14 protein-coding genes are annotated in these 16700 nt (G+C 68.6%); 10 read left to right on the top strand and 4 right to left on the bottom strand.

Translation table 11 applies throughout. The annotated features are described in order from the left end of the window. Positions 1-146: 146 nt before the first annotated feature. Positions 147-743, bottom strand: coding sequence for a DUF6230 family protein (locus OSC27_RS03860; RefSeq protein WP_267180082.1), 597 nt, complete (start codon positions 741-743; stop codon positions 147-149). A 140-nt stretch (positions 744-883) separates the two neighbouring features. Between OSC27_RS03860 and OSC27_RS03865 the strand changes: the two genes are divergently transcribed. Together OSC27_RS03865 and OSC27_RS03870 are read left to right on the top strand one after the other, a co-directional pair. Then, positions 884-1480 carry a TetR/AcrR family transcriptional regulator gene (locus OSC27_RS03865; protein ID WP_267180083.1) on the top strand — a complete coding sequence of 199 codons (597 nt, stop codon included), beginning with the start codon at positions 884-886 and terminating at the stop codon, positions 1478-1480. Between the two features lie 166 nt (positions 1481-1646). Further along, positions 1647-2924 (top strand): cytochrome P450, encoded by a 1278-nt coding sequence (locus OSC27_RS03870; protein WP_267180084.1) that lies wholly within the window; start codon positions 1647-1649, stop codon positions 2922-2924. A 19-nt stretch (positions 2925-2943) separates the two neighbouring features. Here the strand turns inward: OSC27_RS03870 and OSC27_RS03875 are convergent, their stop codons facing one another. Next, on the bottom strand, positions 2944-4326 hold the full coding sequence (locus tag OSC27_RS03875) for an LLM class flavin-dependent oxidoreductase (protein WP_267180085.1): 1383 nt from the start codon (positions 4324-4326) through the stop codon (positions 2944-2946). Next, positions 4323-5657 carry an MFS transporter gene (locus OSC27_RS03880; RefSeq protein WP_267180086.1) on the bottom strand — a complete coding sequence of 445 codons (1335 nt, stop codon included), beginning with the start codon at positions 5655-5657 and terminating at the stop codon, positions 4323-4325. Before OSC27_RS03880 ends, OSC27_RS03875 begins: the two co-directional genes overlap by 4 nt. A 174-nt stretch (positions 5658-5831) precedes the next feature. On the opposite strand from OSC27_RS03880, the gene OSC27_RS03885 reads away from it, so the two are divergent. The 7 genes from OSC27_RS03885 (at position 5832) to OSC27_RS03915 (ending at position 14410) form a co-directional block, all read left to right on the top strand. Next, positions 5832-6323 (top strand): OsmC family protein, encoded by a 492-nt coding sequence (locus tag OSC27_RS03885; protein ID WP_267180087.1) that lies wholly within the window; start codon positions 5832-5834, stop codon positions 6321-6323. A 168-nt stretch (positions 6324-6491) separates the two neighbouring features. Continuing rightward, entirely contained in the window at positions 6492-8198 is a 1707-nt protein-coding gene (locus OSC27_RS03890) for a cation:proton antiporter (protein WP_267180088.1), read from the top strand. Positions 8199-8300: 102 nt separating this feature from the next. Further along, a complete protein-coding gene (locus tag OSC27_RS03895; protein WP_267180089.1) occupies positions 8301-9779 on the top strand; it encodes a DNA-3-methyladenine glycosylase 2 family protein in 1479 nt (492 codons plus the stop codon). Beyond that, positions 9776-10333, top strand: a complete 558-nt coding sequence (locus OSC27_RS03900; RefSeq protein ID WP_267180090.1) for a methylated-DNA--[protein]-cysteine S-methyltransferase — start codon at positions 9776-9778, stop codon at positions 10331-10333. The genes OSC27_RS03895 and OSC27_RS03900 overlap by 4 nt, the downstream gene beginning before the upstream one ends. A gap of 151 nt (positions 10334-10484) precedes the next feature. Beyond that, positions 10485-11495, top strand: a complete 1011-nt coding sequence (locus OSC27_RS03905; RefSeq protein ID WP_267180091.1) for a PHP domain-containing protein — start codon at positions 10485-10487, stop codon at positions 11493-11495. A gap of 57 nt (positions 11496-11552) precedes the next feature. After that, positions 11553-13775, top strand: a complete 2223-nt coding sequence (locus OSC27_RS03910) for an NADP-dependent isocitrate dehydrogenase (RefSeq protein ID WP_267180092.1) — start codon at positions 11553-11555, stop codon at positions 13773-13775. Positions 13776-13837: 62 nt separating this feature from the next. Continuing rightward, positions 13838-14410, top strand: coding sequence for a mismatch-specific DNA-glycosylase (locus OSC27_RS03915; RefSeq protein ID WP_267180093.1), 573 nt, complete (start codon positions 13838-13840; stop codon positions 14408-14410). A 67-nt stretch (positions 14411-14477) separates the two neighbouring features. On the opposite strand, the gene OSC27_RS03920 is transcribed toward OSC27_RS03915, so the two are convergent. Next, the gene (locus OSC27_RS03920) at positions 14478-14654 is read right to left on the bottom strand and encodes a CsbD family protein (RefSeq protein ID WP_267180094.1); all 177 of its coding nucleotides are present in this window, start codon (positions 14652-14654) and stop codon (positions 14478-14480) included. Positions 14655-14877: 223 nt separating this feature from the next. On the opposite strand from OSC27_RS03920, the gene OSC27_RS03925 reads away from it, so the two are divergent. Further along, positions 14878-16695, top strand: a complete 1818-nt coding sequence (locus tag OSC27_RS03925) for an MFS transporter (protein ID WP_267180095.1) — start codon at positions 14878-14880, stop codon at positions 16693-16695. Positions 16696-16700: the final 5 nt, after the last annotated feature.

The raw sequence follows: 16700 nt of genomic DNA on the forward strand, positions 1-16700 counted from the left end.
AAGGGGCGACGCCGGCGCCAGGCGGCGAACGCGCGCCATCGTCCGCCGGTCGCTTTTGAGTCAGCCCCGTCGCGGTCAGCCCCGTCGCGCGCCGGCGCCGCTCGCCTCCGCGCCCGCTCAGCAGGCTTGCCAGAAAGACGCATCGGCTAGAAGCATCCCTTGCTGCCGTCAGTCAGCTGCACGTGCATGCCGTTCAGCGTGAATACCGAGGCCTGCGTGCTCCACGCGGTCTGCTGAAGGTTGGAGATCGAGATGCTGTCCGCATCCTGCGCAAAGTCTCCCGCGGCCCCCTTGTGGCTCGTGTTGACCGTGGAGGCGTCCACGCCGATGCGAATGTTGTTGAAGCTGGCGTTGCCCGCGAGGTCGGTCATGCCGATCTGCAGGTCGGTGGCCGTTGCCGGCGTGCCGCCGCCGCCCGCCGTGATGAGCATGCCGATCTTGCCCATGGGGGTGTCGGTGACGACGGACTGGCACAGGTCGGTCAGCTTGGCCGAAGCGATGTTCGCCACCGCGACCTGGTGAGGCTTGCCCGCCGTGTCATTCATGACTCCCGCGTACTGAGAGAACCCGGTGCCGTCGAGTTGGGAGGCGCCGATCTGGAACTGGCTGCCCGAGACCGCGAACGACACGGGTACGTCGCCGTGCGCCACGCCGGCCATCATCACGGTCGAGACGACCGCGACGGGAACGGCCGCGAGCAGAATGCGGCCGGTGTGCGTTGTCGTGAGCTTCTTGAGCTTCATAGATCCCCTTCGATCTGTCATCGCCTTCGATCCACGGGTGGTGTACCCCCAATCAGGGTACAACCTGTTGACGGTTCGTCAATAGGCAGCGAGGGCCGCGTCCCGTCGCCGTCGGCGAGCCCGAAGGTAGGCTCGCAACCATGCAAGCGGATCGGCGAACCCGGCTCACTCCGCACGAGCGCCGCGCGCAGCTGATCGCACTCGGCGTCGCCTTTCTCGCCGATCACCCGCTCGACGAGCTCAGCATGGAGTACCTCTCGTCGAAGGCGGGCGTCTCGCGCACCCTGCTCTTCCACTACTTCGACTCACGCAAGGGGTTGCACCGCGAGGTCGTGCGCACAGCTCGTGACAGCATGCTGCACGCCACCGAGCCCTCGCCGCATCTGGCGCCGCTCGACCGGCTGCGCGACACCTTGACGCGCATCGTCGCGTTCGTGCGGGAGCATCGCGGCACGTTCTACTCGCTCGTGCGTGGCGTCGCGAGCGGCGATTCAGAGGTGCGCGAAGTCATCGATCAGGCGCGGGCGCAGCAGGCCGAACGGGTGATCGCGGTATTTCTGGAACAGGGCGCCGGCGATTCCGAGATGCTGCGCATCGCCCTGCGCTCGTGGGTGGCGTTCGCCGAGGAGGTGCTCGTCGAGAGCGCGCTCGGCTCAGAAATGCCGAGTGCGCAGATCGTGGCGTTCCTGGAACGCAGCGCCGTGGCGGTCGCGGGGGCGGTGGAGGGGGAGGGGTAGGCGCAGTCGTCGGCGGGACGGGTTTCGAAACGCCGGCTTTGCCGGCTCCTCAACCGGCAGAGGGCGGGACGGGTTTCGAGACGCCGGCTTTGCCGGCTCCTCAACCGGCATGGGGCGGGGTTGCCAAGCGGCGGCGGTGGGGTTGACTGGGGGCACGGCGACGAAAGTGAGTCTCACGTTGGATTCCATTCCCACCCTGCCCGGCATTGACAGCACGCTCGCGTTCCTGAAAGACGGCTACCTGTTCGCGTCAAAGCGCTGCGCGCGCCTCGGCTCCGACGCGTTCCACACCCGGCTTGGCGGACGCCCTGTCACGTTCATGCTCGGGGCGGATGCCTCGCGCACGTTCTGGTCGGGAGGTCGCTTCGACCGCCACGGCTCCATTCCGCCGACGGCGACGCACTTGCTGCAGGACAACGGAAGCTCGCAGACGCTCGACGGCGAGGAGCACCGCCACCGCAAGCGCATGTTCCTCGAGATGATGGAGCCGCCCGAGCGCGACCGGCTGCGAGCGGTGTTTGCGGCGGAGTGGGACGACGCCGCAGGGCGCTGGCAGGAGCAGGGCGAGATCGTGCTGCACGACGAGCTGCAGAGCGTGCTCACGAGAACGGCCATGCTCTGGGCCGGACTCGACCTGCGGGAGAACGACGCGGCATCCCGAGCATTCGAACTGGGGGAGATGGTCGAGAACGCCGGCCGGTTCGGGCCACGGAACTGGATGGCGCGCACCCTGCGCTTCCGCACGGAGTGGTGGGCGCGCGGTGTCATCGACGGGGTGCGAGAGGGCAGCCTTGACGTGCCGGAGGGGTCGGCGGTGCACCGACTGGCTACCCAGACGAACCTGGACGGCACGCTGCTCGATCGGGCGGTCGCCGGGGTGGAACTGCTGAACACCGTTCGACCCATCGTGGCCATCTCGCGCTTCATCGTCTTCGCGGCGTTGTGCCTGAACGAGGTGCCGCGTTGGCGCGAGACGTTCGCCGCGGGCGACGACAGCGATCTCGCCCACTTCGTGACCGAGGTGCGCCGACATGCACCGTTTTTCCGGGTGATGGGCGGCAGGGTTCGCCGCGCGTTCGAGTGGCGGCAGCATCCGTTCTCAATAGGGCAGTGGGTGCTTCTCGACCTGTACGGAACCAACCACGACCCGCGGCTGTGGCCCGAGCCGTACCGGTTTCGGCCGGAGCGCTTTCGCGACTGGCCGGGCGACCCATACACGCTGATTCCACAGGGCGGCGGCGAGTACCTGCACGATCATCGGTGCGCGGGCGAGCCGGTGACGATCGAGCTCATGCGGGAGGGCGTGCGCGCCCTGAGCCGCAGCATCGAGTACGGGGTGCCGCCGCAGGACCTGCGCGTGAGCCTGCGGCACTTCCCGGCGGGGCCGGCGAGCGGCTTTCGGATCAACCGCGTGCGGCGGTCGCGCGCCACCTGGACGGTGTAACAGCGGCAAGCGGGGGCGCCTATACGGGGAGGCTCGCCTTGTCGGCGCGGAAGGCCGCGCCGCGATGATCGTCGGCGAGGCGCGGCCCTTTGCCGAGAACCGCCTCGCGGAACGTCTGCCCGGTCTGGGGCTCGGCGAGTATGCCGCGTCGGCGCAACTCGGGCGAGACGAGCCTCACGAAATCCTCCTCGCCGGTGGGGCGGATCACGCTTGACAGGTTGAAGCCGTCGACATCGGCCTCGTCGGCCCAGCGCTCCAACTCGTCTGCGACGGTTGACGGTGAGCCGACGATCACGGGCCCGCGACCGCCGATGCTGATGAACTTCGCCATCTCGCGCGCCGTCCATACCCGTGTCGGGTCGAGCTTGGTGAACGTCGAGAGCGCCGACTGGTGCGCCTCTGACTCCACGTACTCCAGCGGCTGGTCGAGGTCGACGCCGGCGAGGTCGACGCCGGTCCAGCCGCCGAACAGGGCGAGCGCGGCATCCGCATCGACGTATTGCTGGTAGTCCTCGTATTTGGCGATGGCCTCCTCATCGGTGTCGGCGACGATCACCGTGGCCATCGTGAAGATCTTCACCGCGTCAGCAGACCGTCCCTTCTCGACAAGGTTGCGGCGCACCGTGTCGACCCACCCGCGAACCAGGCGGGTGGAGTAGCCGTTGAAGAAGATCGCCTCGGCGTTCTCGGCCGCGAACGAGAGCCCGCGCGGTGAGGCGCCTGCCTGAAAAAGCAGCGGTGTGCGCTGAAGCGACGGCTCGGCCAGTGCCGGGCCGGGAACCGTGAAGTACTCGCCCTCGTGGTCGATGCGGTGAACCTTCTCGGGGTCGACGAAGACGCCGGTGGTGCGGTCGGCAACGATCGCCCCGTCTTCGATGGAGCCCTCCCACAGCTTGTAGACGACGTCCATGTACTCGTCGGCGCGGTCATACCGTTTGTCATGCGGCGGCTGCTCCGTGAGCCCGAGGTTGCGCGCGGCCGAATCCTGGTAAGACGTCACGATGTTCCAGCCGACGCGGCCGTTCGAGAGGTGGTCAAGTGTCGTGAAGCGGCGCGCGAGCAGGTACGGGTGCTCATACGTGACGGATGCCGTCACGCCAACACCGATGCGCTCGGTGGCGGCCGCGAGCGCGCTGATAACGAGCGTGGGGTCGAGAATCGGGTACTGGACGCCGCCGCGCATTGACGCGTCGGCGTTGCCGCCATAGACGTCGTATTGGCCGAGGATGTCGGCGAGGAAGATTCCGCTGAAGCCGCCTGACTCCAGAGTCTGGGCGAGCTCGGTCCAATACGACAGCTGGGCGTAGCGGCGGCTCTGATCGTGAGGGTGGCGCCAGAGCCCGGGTGACTGGAATGCCGGCACCATCATCTCGAAGGCGTTCAGCATGATGGGCTTGCTCATTGGTTCTCCTCGAACACGTCGATGGTGGGTCGCCCCTTGAGGCGGTCGTGAATGGGGTCTTTGGCTGCGAGAGCGGCGACGAATGAGAGGGCGCACAGCACCGTGATGTACGCGCAGATGAGCCACGGCTGGTTGCCGGCGGCCAGAAGAAGCGCGGCCGCGATCACCGGCGTGAGGCCCCCGGAGAGAACGGTGCCGATCTGGCAGCCCATCGAGACGCCGGAGTAGCGCAGGTGAACGGGGAATTGCTCGGCGAACCAAGCAGCCTGCGGGCCATATATTGCGTCGTGCAGGATATTCATGCCCAGAATCATCATGACGGGCAGCAGCACGAGGGAGCCGTGGTCGAGAAACCAGAAGAACGGCCAGATGAAGACGGCGATGCCGATGATCGCCGCGATCGCGATGGGGCGTCGCCCCCACTTGTCTGATGCCCATCCCCACAGCGGGCCAGAGGCGAGGCCGATCGCTGAACCGATGGCGACGGCGGCGACGCCCGAGGTGCTGTCACCCCGCCTGCTTGCGAGGTAACCGATCATGTAGATCGCGAGAATCGCGAAGAGTCCGGGCTGGGCGAGCCGCAGGCCAATGGTGACAAGCAGGCCGCGCCACTCATGCCGAACGACATCGAGTGCAGGCGCTCGGACGACGCGGTCTTCGATCTTGAGCTTCTTGAAGGCGGGAGCGTCTTCAACGCCAAGCCGAATGTAGAGACCGACGCCCACCAGCAGGGCACTCGCCAGGAAGGGTATCCGCCAGCCGTATGCCTGAAACTGCTCGTCGGTTGTGAGTGCCTGTACGAGTGCGAATGAGCCGGTTGCGAGCAGCATTCCCGCAGCAGAGCCAACTTGCGTGAAGCTGCCGAAGAAACCCCGAAGCCCGCGGGGAGCGTGCTCGACTGAGAGCAGGGCGGAGCCACCCCACTCGGCGCCGCATGCAAGGCCCTGAAGCAGCCGCAGAATGACGAGGCCGATAACAGCGGCCATGCCGATGCTGGCGTAGTTGGGCAGCAGGCCGATTCCGGTGGAAGCCAGGCCCATGAGCACGAGCGACACGGCCAGGAGCGCCTTGCGGCCGATGCGATCGCCGAGGTGGCCCGCGATGATGCCGCCGAGGGGCCGAGCGATGAACCCCACAGCAAAGGTCCCGAACGACGCGAGAGTTCCGGCGGCGGGCGAGTCGGTGGGAAAGAACTGCGCGTTGAAGATGAGCGCGGCGGCCGTGCCATAGGCGTAGAAGTCGTACCACTCGACGGCGGTGCCGACGAACGCCGCAGCGAGAACGCGCTTCTTGCCGTGCAGAACCGGTGGCCTGGTCTCGAGAACGGTCATGGTGCCCTTCGACTGCTGGGGAGTGGACTGCCGCCGAGGCTATTCGCGAGGCACGCACCTGAGGAACCGTGGGCCGTCACAAACCGACACAGAACCCGTCACATTTCGACACAGTGAGCGGCCGCGAGCGCCCATGATTACCGGCGCTGAGAAACCTGCGATTAGGTGGACGCCATGAGCGACATCGTGCAGCAGCAACGAACGACCCTGCGCCCGGAACGAGAGCCCTGGATCAAGTCGGTCCGCGCGGGCGGCTCGTGGCAGAGATCGATGACCACTGACCTCACGGTGCGCTCCTTCGCGTTGCGCACGGATGAGCCCGAAAGCGCCGGCGGCACCAACAGCGCGCCAACTCCGATGGAAATGATTGCGGCCGCGGTCAACGGCTGCATCACCGTCGTCGTCGAGACTGTCGCCGCAGAGTTGGGCATCAGCATCCGCCGTATCGAAACCGCGTCAGCCGCCCACATGGACGTTCGCGGCTTTCGCGGCACAGCCGAGGTTTCGCCCCACTTTGTCGACTACACGCTGACGGTCAGTGTCGGGACGGATGCCGCACCGCACATCACCGAGGAGCTGCGCCGTCTCTCAGAGAAGCGGTGTCCGGCAGTGAACCTTGTGCGCGATGCCGGTGTCGCCTTCACCTTGATTTGGAACTTCGGCTGAGCGGTCTCGGCTGAACGCCCTGGCGAATAGGGTCGGGTCATCCCGCGGGTGCTTCCCGCGGGCGACCCGCGATTCGGCCCGACGCGAGGGGCCTGATCCCGTTCGCGATTCGGCGCGACCCGCGATTCGGCCCGACGCGAGGGGTGGCGAGGTGGCAGCATCGGTGCGGTGGAGACGTTCCTGATCATTGCCGTGCTCGGCCTCATGGTGATCGCGGCGTCGTCGGCGATCAGCGAGCGCATTCGCGTGGCGGCCCCGTTGCTGCTCGTGGCGGTCGGCCTCATCGTCAGCCTGCTGCCGTTCGTGCCGGCCGTGCCCGTGGAACCCGAGTGGATTCTTGCGGGCGTGCTGCCGCCACTGCTCTACTCGGCCTCGGTGTCGATGCCGTCCATGGATTTCCGGCGCGAGTTCACGGCCATCGGCGGACTCTCGGTCGTGCTCGTCGTGGGCAGCTCCGTGCTGCTCGGCCTGCTCTTCGCCTGGCTCATCCCGGGCCTCGGCCTCCCCTGGGGCATCGCTCTCGGCGCCATCGTGAGCCCCACCGATGCGGTGGCGACCTCCATCGTCAAACGCGTCGGCGTCTCCTCCCGCGTCGTCTCGATCCTCGAGGGTGAGAGCCTGCTGAACGACGCCACCGCGCTCGTGATCCTGCGTTCCGCGATCGCCGGGGCCGCGGCATCCGTCTCATTGTGGAGCGTCGCCGGCACGTTCCTGTACTCGGCGGCGGTTGCCGTCATCATCGGCTTCGTCATCGGCAAGGTCAACCTGTGGGTGCGTTCGCGGGTCACCGACTCCACCGTGAACACGGTTCTCTCGTTCACCGTGCCGTTCGTCGCATCGATCCCCGCCGAGCTGCTCGGCGCCTCCGGCCTCGTTGCCGCGGTGGTCGCCGGCCTGGTCACCGGCCACGGCGCAGCCCGCGTGCTCTCGCCGCGGCATCGGCTCTCTGACGCTCAGAACTGGCACACCATCGAGCTCGTGCTCGAGGGCGCGGTGTTTCTCGTGATGGGCCTCGAACTTTCGGCCGTCATTCAGGACGTGCAGGCGGATGACGCAGGAATCCCGATCGCGCTCGGTCTCGCCGGCGCTGCCCTTCTCGCGACGATCCTCGTGCGGGCCGCGTACGTGGCGCCGCTGCTGCGCGGGCTCGGACGCAGGGCGAAGCGGGGCGCAGCCATGAAGGGGCGCATCGACTCGCTACAGGGCCGCCTTGCGACGGACAGCGGAGGGAGGCAAGGCTCGCCCAGCCGTGTACAGCGCCTCACCACCCGCCTCACGAGACTCTCGGCCGACATCGACTATTTTCTCGACGAGCGCCTCGGCTGGCGCGAGGGCGTCGTGGTCGTCTGGGCCGGCATGCGTGGAGCCGTCACTCTCGCGGCGGCCCAGACGCTTCCCGAGAACACGCCCAATCGCTCGCTGCTCGTGCTCATCGCATTCCTGGTGGCGACAGGTTCGCTGCTACTGCAGGGCGGCACGCTCACCTGGCTCGTTGCGCTCGTCAAGCCGCGCACGCCCGACCTGATCGACGAGACCGAGAAGCGCGGCCGGCTCCTGTTCGTGCTCGAGCAGGCCGCCCTTGCGGTCGACGAGGCTGCCGAAACCGGCACGCCTGCCGCACACGGCTTGCGAGCCGCAATCGGCTCACCTGCCACCGGCTCGCCCGCCGCGACCGACTCGCCAATCGACGAGGCGCGCGGCGAGCACGGCGGCAAGCGCCGCACCCTCGCCGTGATCCAGGCCCAGCGCCGGGCGCTGCTCGACGCGCGCGACGACGGGGAGTTCAGCGCCGACATGCTGAACGCCGCGCTCGCCGTGCTCGACGCCGACCAGATCAGCATCGAGCTGAAGGGCGCCCCCGTCGACGAGCTCTGACGCGTGGTCTCAATACGCGCTCCGCGCTACTCGACCGCCGGCACTCGCCGTCATGTCCGATTTCCGCCAGTCAACCGGCTCGGCATGGCGCAGACTTGACCTGTGCCCGACCTCTCGATCCTCGACCCAGACGCCTGCTACCGCGCCACCGCGGGCCGCGATTCACGGTGGGATGGCCGCATGTACCTCGGCGTCGTCACGACGGGCATCTACTGCCGCCCGTCCTGCCCGGCCCGCACCCCGCTGCAGAAGAACTGCCTGTTCTTCGCCACCGCCGCGGCCGCCGTCGCGAGCGGGTTCCGGGCGTGCAAGCGCTGCCGGCCGGATGCGCTGCCGGGCTCGCGCGACTGGGACACACGCGGCGACCTGAGCGGGCGGGCGGTGCGCATGATCCGCGACGGCGTCATCGACGAGGTGGGGGTCGCCGGCCTCGCGTCCCGCCTCGCGGTCAGCGAGCGCCACCTGCTGCGCGTGCTCGTCGAGGAGGTCGGTGCCACGCCGCTGCAGCTCAACACGACCCGGCGCGCCCACGCCGCCCGCACGCTCATCGAGCAGACCGCCATGAGCCTCGCCGACGTGGCGTTCGCCTCCGGCTTCGGCAGCGTCAGGCAGTTCAACGACGTCATGCGCAGCGAGTTCGGGGTGGCGCCGTCGACGTATCGCCGGCCGCGCGGCAGTGAGCCGGTCGAGGGGGCGGCAGCATCCGATCGCCTGCCCGAGATCGTGCTGCGTCTGCGTTACCGGCCGCCGTTCGAGACCGCGGCGCTGCGACGCTTCCTCGCGGCGCACGCCGTCGCGGGCCTCGAGACGAGCGACGAGCAGGCGGGGGAGCACTCCCGCGTGATCGCCGCAGCCCACGGGCCTGCCCTCGTCACGATCGCGTGGGACCGCTCGGGCGGCAATCACCTCGTGGTGCGCATGCGCCTCGCGAGCCTCGCCGACCTCATGCCCGTGGTGAGCACGGTGCGCCGCTGGCTCGACCTCGACGCCGACCCCGCGCTCACGGGCGACGCACTCGCGGCAGACCCGCTGCTCGCACCGCTCATCGCCAAGCGGCCGGGCCTGCGTCTGCCCGGCGCGATCGACGGCTCCGAGACCGCGCTCTTCACGGTGCTCGGCCAGCAGGTCTCCCTCGCGGCGGCGCGCACGTTCCAGGCGCGCCTCGTCGCACGGTTCGGCACACCACTGCCGGGAGGCTTCATGACCAGCCCGGATGCCGCCGCCATCGCCGCCGCCGAGACCGAGCCGCTGCGGGCCGCTCTCGGCCTCACCACGAGCCGGGTGCGCGCCCTGCAGGCGCTGGCCCGCGCGCTCGCCGACGGCCTGCGCCTGGTTCCCGGCCAGGACCGCAAGCAGGTTCGCGCCGCACTGCTCGAGCTGCCCGGAATCGGCCCTTGGACGGCCGACTACGTCACCCTGCGTTGCCTGGGTGACCCTGACGCGTTTCCCGCCGACGACCTCGTGCTCAAGCGCGCCCTCGGCGTCTCGAGCGCACGCGCCGCCCTCGACCGATCCGCCACCTGGAGCCCCTGGCGCGGCTACGCCCTCATGCACCTCTGGACCGAAAGCGTGTACTCATGACCACCACCCTCACCACCCTCACCACCCGCGCCACCCGCGCCACCGAAACGACCCTCGACCTGCTGCGCGCCGAGACGCCCGGCGGCGTCTTCACTGTGCTGCGCACGCCGGAAGACGGCGTGGTGCGGGCGGGCGGCTACGGCTCGCCCGACACGCTCGTCTCCCGGCTCGACCCCGGTCTTCGCGAACGTGGGGTACGCGAGCGAACGGGAGCCGACCCGTTGTTCGACCGCTTCGCCGCCTACGCCGACGGCGAGCTGGCCGCCCTCGACGACATCCCGGTCCACCAGCCCGGTGGCGCGTTCCACCAGCAGGTGTGGGCGGCGCTGCGGCACGTCGAGCCCGGAGTCCCCGTGACGTACAGCGAGCTCGCCGCTCGGGCGGGGCGTCCCGCGGCCGTGCGGGCCGCGGCATCCGCCTGTGCACGCAATCTCGTTGCGCTCATCGTGCCGTGCCATCGCATTGTGCGTCGCGACGGAACCCTCGGCGGCTACCTCTTCGGGCTCGACACGAAGCAGCGCCTGCTCGACCACGAGGCTCCGGCCGCCGCCTGAGCCCTGCCGGCTCACTCGGCTCGGGCCTTATCGCGGGCGCACGCTCGTGTCACCCGCGATAAGGCCCGACCCTGCGTGAACTTTCCGCCAGCACCGTGTGCCGCCGCCACCCTCCCTCGCGAACCGGCCGCCATCGGCACAGGATGAGGGCATGGATGCTGCCGCCGCCCTCGACGAGATCGCCTTCCGTCTCGAGCGTGAACTCGCGCCCTCGTTCAAGGTGAAGGCGTTCAGGGGAGCGGCCGCGAGCATCCGCGATTTCAGCGCTGACGAGCTGGCCGACCGCGTGCGCGACGGCCGGCTGAAACGCATGAAGGGCATTGGCGCCCGCACCCTGGAGGTCATCAGCCAGGCGGTCGCGGGCGACGTGCCCGACTACCTCGCCGACCTGCGCGAACGTGAGCCGCAACCGCTGACCGGCGCCGCCGGCGAGCTGCTTTCCCAGCTGCGCGGCGACCTGCACGCCCACACCGACTGGTCAGACGGCGGCTCGCCCATCGAGGTCATGGCCGAGGCGGCGAGAACGCTCGGCCGCGAGTACCTCGCGATCACCGACCACTCGCCGCATCTCACGGTCGCGCACGGACTCAGCGCCGAGCGACTGACTGAGCAGCTCGGCGCCGTCACGGCCGTCGATGACGAGCTCGACGAGCCGCGCCTGCTCACCGGCATCGAGGTCGACATTCTCGAGGACGGCACGCTCGACCAGACGCCCGAGCTGCTCGACTGGCTCGACGTTGTCGTCGCCAGCGTGCACTCCCACCTCCGCGCCGACAAGCGCACCATGACCAGCCGGATGCTCGCGGCGATCCGCGATCCCCATACGAACGTGCTCGGCCACTGCACCGGCCGCCTCGTGACGGGAGGTCGCGGCACGCGCCCGCCCTCCCACTTCGACGCCGAGGCGGTGTTCGCGGCGTGCGCCGAGAACGATGTGGCCGTCGAGATCAACTCGCGGCCCGAGCGTCAGGACCCTCCTGACGACCTGATCGCCGTGGCGCTCGACGCCGGCTGCCTCTTCAGCATCGACACCGACGCCCACGCGCCGGGACAGCTCGACTTCCTGCGCCTCGGCGCCGAGCGGGCGGCCTCGTGCGGGGTGCCGGCCGAGCGCATCATCACGACCTGGCCCGCGGAGCGCCTGACGCAGTGGCTCCGGTAGATTGGTATGCGGCATCCGCTCATTCACGAACGAAAACCCCAGGGAGTCAACGCGCGCATGGCGAAGATCATCTACACCCACACTGACGAAGCACCGATGCTGGCAACGCACTCTCTGCTCCCCATCATCCAGGCGTATGCGTCGACGGCGGGTGTCGAGGTCGTCACGCGTGACATCTCCCTCTCGGGCCGCATCATCGCCGCATTCGGCGACTACCTCACCGAAGAACAGAGAGTGCCGGATGCGCTCGCCGAGCTCGGCGAGCTGACCGCTGACCCCGAAGCCAACATCATCAAGCTCCCCAACATCAGCGCGTCGGTGCCGCAGCTGAAGGCCGCCGTCGCCGAACTGCAGCAGCAGGGTTACGCGCTTCCGGACTACCCGGACGAGGCGGTGACCGACGAGCAGAAAGACGTTCGCGCTCGCTACGACAAGATCAAGGGCAGCGCGGTCAACCCTGTGCTGCGTCAGGGCAACTCGGACCGCCGGGCCCCCGCATCCGTCAAGAACTACGCGCGCAAGCACCCGCACTCCATGGGTGCCTTCAGCAGCGATTCGAAGACGAACGTGGCGCACATGACCGCAGACGACTTCCGTTCGAGTGAGAAGTCGGTCGTCATCGACGGCGACGACACGCTCACCATCCGCCTCGTCGGCGACGACGGGGAGACGACCGTGCTGAAGAGCGGCATCGCCGTGCTCGATGGCGAGATCGTCGACGGCACGGTCATGCGCGCCGCCGCGCTCGAGCGATTCCTTCGCGAGCAGATCGAGCGCGCCAAGGCCGAGGGCATTCTCTTCTCGGTGCACCTGAAGGCCACCATGATGAAGGTCTCAGACCCGCTCATCTTCGGTCACGTGATCGAGGCGTTCTTCCCCGAGCTCTTCTCGACCTACGGCCCGCAGCTGAAGGCGGCCGGCCTCAATCCGGCCAACGGGCTTGGTGCGATCGTGAGCGGGCTCGACGCGCTGGACGCCGACGTGCGCGACGGCGTCAAGGCCGCCATCGAGAAGGGTCTGGCGGATGGCCCGGCTCTCGCCATGGTCGACTCGGACAAGGGCATCACGAACCTGCACGTGCCGAGCGACGTGATCGTTGATGCCTCGATGCCGGCGATGATCCGCACTTCGGGCAAGATGTGGGGCCCGGATGGCGAGCCGGCCGACACTCTCGCCGTGATCCCCGACAGCAGCTACGCCGGTGTCTACCAGACGGTTCTCGACGACTGCCGTGCTCACGGCGCGTTCGACCCCACCACCATGGGCTCGGTGCCGAACGTGGGCCTCATGGCGCAGGCCGCCGAGGAGTACGGCAGCCACGACAAGACGTTCGAGATTCACAAGGCCGGCACGGTTCAGGTCGTCGACTCCTCCGGCACCGTGCTCATCGAGCACCACGTTGAGCCGGGCGACATCTGGCGTGCCTGCCAGACCAAGGACGTGCCGATCCGCAACTGGGTCGAGCTCGCCGTCGCCCGCGCCCGCGACTCGAAGACGCCCGCCGTGTTCTGGCTCGACGAGACTCGCGCCCACGACGCAGAGCTCATCGCCAAGGTCACCGAGCAGCTCGACTCGCTGGACACCTCCGGGCTCGACATCAGGATCATGTCGCCAGAAGACGCGACCGCCTTCTCGCTCGAGCGCATCCGTCGTGGCGAAGACACCATCTCGGTCACCGGCAACGTGCTGCGCGACTACCTGACCGACCTGTTCCCCATTCTCGAGCTCGGCACCAGCGCCAAGATGCTCTCCATCGTGCCGCTCATCGCGGGCGGCGGGCTGTTCGAGACCGGCGCGGGCGGCTCCGCCCCGAAGCACGTGCAGCAGCTGCTCAGGGAGGACCACCTTCGCTGGGACAGCCTGGGGGAGTTCCTCGCGCTCGCCTCGAGCTTCGAGCACCTCGCGAAGGGCACCGGCAACGCCCGGGCGCAGGTGCTGGCCGACGCGCTCGACCGCGCGACCGGCACGTTCCTCGACGAGAACAAGTCGCCGAGTCGCAAGGTCGGCGAGATCGACAACCGCGGCAGCCACTTCTACCTGGCGCTGTACTGGGCCCAGGAGCTCGCCGCACAGACCGAAGACCCGGAGCTCGCCGCGGCGTTCTCTACGGTCGCGGAGGAGCTGGCGAAGAACGAGACCGAGATCAACGCCGAGCTGCTGGCCGTGCAAGGGTCGCCCGTCGACATCGCCGGCTACTATCACCCGGATGAGGCCAGAGCCTCGCGGGTGATGCGCCCGTCCGGCCTGCTCAACACGATCCTGGCCGGCCTCTCCGCCTGAGCCGGCTCGGCAGGCGGAGCGCGCCAGGCGCCGCCTCGGTACGGAGCGATGTCGGCATAGACGTGAAATTTACGAGGGCAGAGCTCGAGGCCTTTCGTGACGCGAGCGTCCCCGACCTGGTCGGGGACGGCATCCGTTTGCTGTTCGTCGGCATCAACCCGGGGCTCTGGACGGCGGCGACCCAGACGCCGTTCGCGCATCCCGGCAACCGCTTCTACCCGGCGCTGGCGGCGGCCGGCATCATCGAGCGGGTGCCGCCGTTCGCCGACGGCTTCAGCGACGCCGACCGCGCCTCGCTGATCGCGGCGGGAATCGGCATCTCGAACCTGGTGAAGCGCGCGACCGTTCGCGCCGACGAACTGTCGCGCGACGAGTTGCGGGCGGGGGCGGTACGTCTCGAAGCGGATGTCGCCGCGTGGCGCCCGCGCGTCGTGGCCATCGTCGGCCTCACCGCCTACCGGCAGGGCTTCGGCCGCGCCAAGGCGCGTGCCGGCCGGCAGCCCGAAACGCTCGCGGGCGCCCAGCTGTGGGTGGTGCCGAATCCGAGCGGCCTGAACGCGCACGACACTGTCGCCACGCTCGCGGAGGCGTACGCCGGCCCCGCACGTGCCGCGGGTGTGCTCAAGGACAGTTGAGAACGGGCGGCCCGTTGTGGGCCGCCCGTCATCCGCTCAGTGGTTCGTGCCCATGGCACGAGGGGCGTCACGCGTCGTCGAACGCGTCCTTGATCTTCTCGCCGGCCTGCTTGACGTCGGCTTTGCCCTGGTCAACCTTGCCTTCGGTCTCCATACTCCTGTCGTCGGTCGCGTCGCCGACCGCCTCCTTGCCCTTGCCCTTGAGCTTCTCGGCTTCGTTCTCGATCTTGTCGTCGAGGCCCATGACGTCTCCTCTCGTCGGTTGGCGTCTGGCGGCATGTGCCGCCGCCGTTGCACCCCGGTCTACCACCCGACTCGCGGGCTCGCTTGCGCTGCGGCGCAGAGATGAGAGACAGCGCGTAGAGTAGTTAGCCGATGTGAACTATCGCGTGTCCGAGCGCGAATCGTGATCGCCCGCACGATGTGATCGCCCGCACGATGTGATCGCCCGCACGATGAGGAGAGCAATGGCCGAGACCCGAGAAGCGTCACGACCCGCCGGCGACAACCAGCCCGGCGGCAACCAACCCGCCGCCAACCCGCGCGCCGACCGCCGGCGCGAGCGCGCTGCCCGCGACACCGCGAGCCCGCACTACAAGTGGATCGTGCTCTCGAACACCACCCTCGGTGTGCTGATGGCGACGATCAACATGTCGATCCTGCTGATCGCGCTGCCCGACATCTTCCGCGGCATCGGCGTGAACGCCCTCGACCCGGGCAACACGAGCCTGCTGCTCTGGCTCATCATGGGCTACATGGTTGTCACGGCCGTGCTCGTCGTGAGCTTCGGCCGCCTCGGCGACATGTTCGGCAGGGTGCGCATGTACAACGCGGGCTTTGCGGTCTTCACGATCTTCTCGATCCTGCTCTCGGTCACGTGGATGGACGGCACGGACGGAGCCCTCTGGCTCGTCATCATGCGCATCCTTCAGGGCGTGGGCGGCGCCATGCTCATGGCCAATTCGAACGCCATCATCACGGATGCCTTCCCCGTCAACCAGCGCGGGCTCGGCCTGGGTCTCAACCAGGTCGCGGGCATCGCGGGCTCGTTCATCGGCCTCATCATCGGTGGTCTCCTCGGGCCCGTGGACTGGCGCATGGTGTTCCTCGTCTCGGTTCCGGTCGGCGTGTTCGGCACCGTCTGGGCCTACATGAAGCTGCACGACACCGGTGTTCGCCGCCACGCACGCATGGACTGGTGGGGTAATGTCACGTTCGCCGTCGGGCTCATCGCCGTACTCGTCGGCATCACATATGGCATTCAGCCGTACGGCGGCCACACGATGGGCTGGACCAATCCCTGGGTGCTCTCAACGCTCATCGGTGGAAGCATCGTGCTCGTCGCCTTCTGCATCGTCGAGACGCGCGTGGCGGAGCCCATGTTCCGCATCGACCTCTTCAAGATCCGAGCCTTCACCGCGGGCAACCTCGCGTCGCTGCTGAGCGCGCTCGGCCGCGGCGGCCTCATGTTCATCCTCATCATCTGGCTGCAGGGCATCTGGCTGCCCCGGCACGGCTACAGCTTTGAGTCGACGCCGCTCTGGGCCGGCATCTACATGTTGCCGCTGACCATCGGATTCCTCGTGGCCGGGCCCGTCTCCGGCTGGCTCTCTGACCGATTCGGGGCTCGCTCGTTCGCCACCGGCGGCATGCTCGTGGCCGCCGCCAGCTTCGTGTGGCTGCTCCTGCTGCCCGTGGACTTCAACTACTGGTCATTCGCCGCGGCCCTCCTCATCAACGGCCTCGGCATGGGGCTCTTCGCCTCGCCCAACCGCGCTGGCATCATGAACAGCCTTCCCGCCCACCAGCGCGGCGTGGGTGCGGGCATGAGCACGACATTCCAGAACTCCGCCATGGTGCTCTCGATCGGCATCTTCTTCTCGCTCATGATCGCCGGCCTCGCGCACTCCCTGCCGCACGCGCTGCAGACGGGCCTCGTCGCACAGGGCGTTCCCGCGGATGCCGCCGCGAAAGTCGCGGCTCTGCCACCCGTGAGTGTGCTGTTCGCGTCGCTTCTCGGCTACAACCCGGTTCAGACTCTGCTCGGCGCCCACGTTCTCGCCCAGCTGCCGGCGGCCAACGCGCACTACCTCACGGGGCGCGCGTTCTTCCCGTCGCTCATCTCGGGGCCCTTCGCCGACGGCCTCGGCGTGGCGTTCGGCTTCGCCATCGCCGCGTGCCTGATCGCCGCCATCGCGTCGGCCCTGCGCGGGGGCAAGTACGTGCACACCGAGACGGATGCCGCATCCGCTCCCGACCGGCAGAAGGAACCCGCGCGCCGCTGACCGCG

It is taken from the genome of Microbacterium sp. STN6, from assembly GCF_026410545.1.
Taxonomy (GTDB): Bacteria; Actinomycetota; Actinomycetes; order Actinomycetales; family Microbacteriaceae; genus Root112D2.

What these genes read in the sequence shown, in the direction of transcription:
- OSC27_RS03860 (WP_267180082.1), bottom strand. Translation starts at nt 743, where the DNA reads ATGAAGCTCAAGAAGCTCACGACAACGCACACCGGCCGCATTCTGCTC.
- OSC27_RS03880 (WP_267180086.1), bottom strand. Translation starts at nt 5,657, where the DNA reads ATGACCGTTCTCGAGACCAGGCCACCGGTTCTGCACGGCAAGAAGCGC.
- OSC27_RS03910 (WP_267180092.1), top strand. Translation starts at nt 11,553, where the DNA reads ATGGCGAAGATCATCTACACCCACACTGACGAAGCACCGATGCTGGCA.
- OSC27_RS03920 (WP_267180094.1), bottom strand. Translation starts at nt 14,654, where the DNA reads ATGGGCCTCGACGACAAGATCGAGAACGAAGCCGAGAAGCTCAAGGGC.
- OSC27_RS03865 (WP_267180083.1), top strand. Translation starts at nt 884, where the DNA reads ATGCAAGCGGATCGGCGAACCCGGCTCACTCCGCACGAGCGCCGCGCG.
- OSC27_RS03885 (WP_267180087.1), top strand. Translation starts at nt 5,832, where the DNA reads ATGAGCGACATCGTGCAGCAGCAACGAACGACCCTGCGCCCGGAACGA.
- OSC27_RS03875 (WP_267180085.1), bottom strand. Translation starts at nt 4,326, where the DNA reads ATGAGCAAGCCCATCATGCTGAACGCCTTCGAGATGATGGTGCCGGCA.
- OSC27_RS03900 (WP_267180090.1), top strand. Translation starts at nt 9,776, where the DNA reads ATGACCACCACCCTCACCACCCTCACCACCCGCGCCACCCGCGCCACC.
- OSC27_RS03925 (WP_267180095.1), top strand. Translation starts at nt 14,878, where the DNA reads ATGGCCGAGACCCGAGAAGCGTCACGACCCGCCGGCGACAACCAGCCC.
- OSC27_RS03905 (WP_267180091.1), top strand. Translation starts at nt 10,485, where the DNA reads ATGGATGCTGCCGCCGCCCTCGACGAGATCGCCTTCCGTCTCGAGCGT.